The following is a 635-nucleotide window of genomic DNA, read 5'->3' as shown; positions in this document are numbered from 1 at the left end:
CTCGTGGGCTCGGGAACAGGATCTGCGACCGCGTCGGCATCTCCGTCGGATTCGGATGCTTCGGCCAGGCCGCGCTCTCCGTTCCGGGCGATCGCGATGATGCGATCATCGCCTCCGGCACGTGCGAACACGACTCCCATCGTGTCACGACCCTTGGCGGGCACCTCGGCCACGGCAGAGCGTACCACCTTGCCGCTGGCAAGAACCACAAGGATCTCGTCGTCCGCGGAGGCGATGAGACCGCCCGCGAGATCGCCTCGATCGTCGCTCAGGCGCGCGACTTTGATGCCGAGTCCGCCGCGGCTCTGGGTGCGGTACTGGTCGACCGCGGTGCGCTTGGCGTACCCGCCCTCGGTCACGACGAAGACGAATCCGTCGTCGCTGACGAGCGACGCGGACAGCAGGCTGTCGTCGCCGCGGAACGACATACCCTTCACGCCTTCGGTCGCGCGCCCCATCGGACGCAGCGAGTCGTCGGTCGCGGTGAACCGGAGCGACATACCGTGCCGGCTGATGAGGAAGACGTCGTCACCCTCATCGGTGAGCAGGGCGCTGACGAGCTCGTCGCCGTCTTCTTCGTCCGCACCGCGCAGCTTGATCGCGATGACACCGCCCTGACGGTTGGTGTCGTACTC

Annotated in this window: 1 protein-coding gene; it reads right to left on the bottom strand. The window is 67.2% G+C overall.

The window, feature by feature from the left end; translation table 11 throughout:
• The coding region (locus ACI3KQ_RS15935; protein WP_404959322.1) for a DNA gyrase C-terminal beta-propeller domain-containing protein at positions 1-635 on the bottom strand (635 nt) is incomplete at both ends.

This window comes from Sphingobium sp. ZW T5_29, assembly GCF_044987515.1.
Classification (GTDB): Bacteria; Pseudomonadota; Alphaproteobacteria; order Sphingomonadales; family Sphingomonadaceae; genus Sphingobium.
Note: the sequence above shows the minus strand (reverse complement) of the source record. Positions and strands in the feature narration are given on the sequence as shown.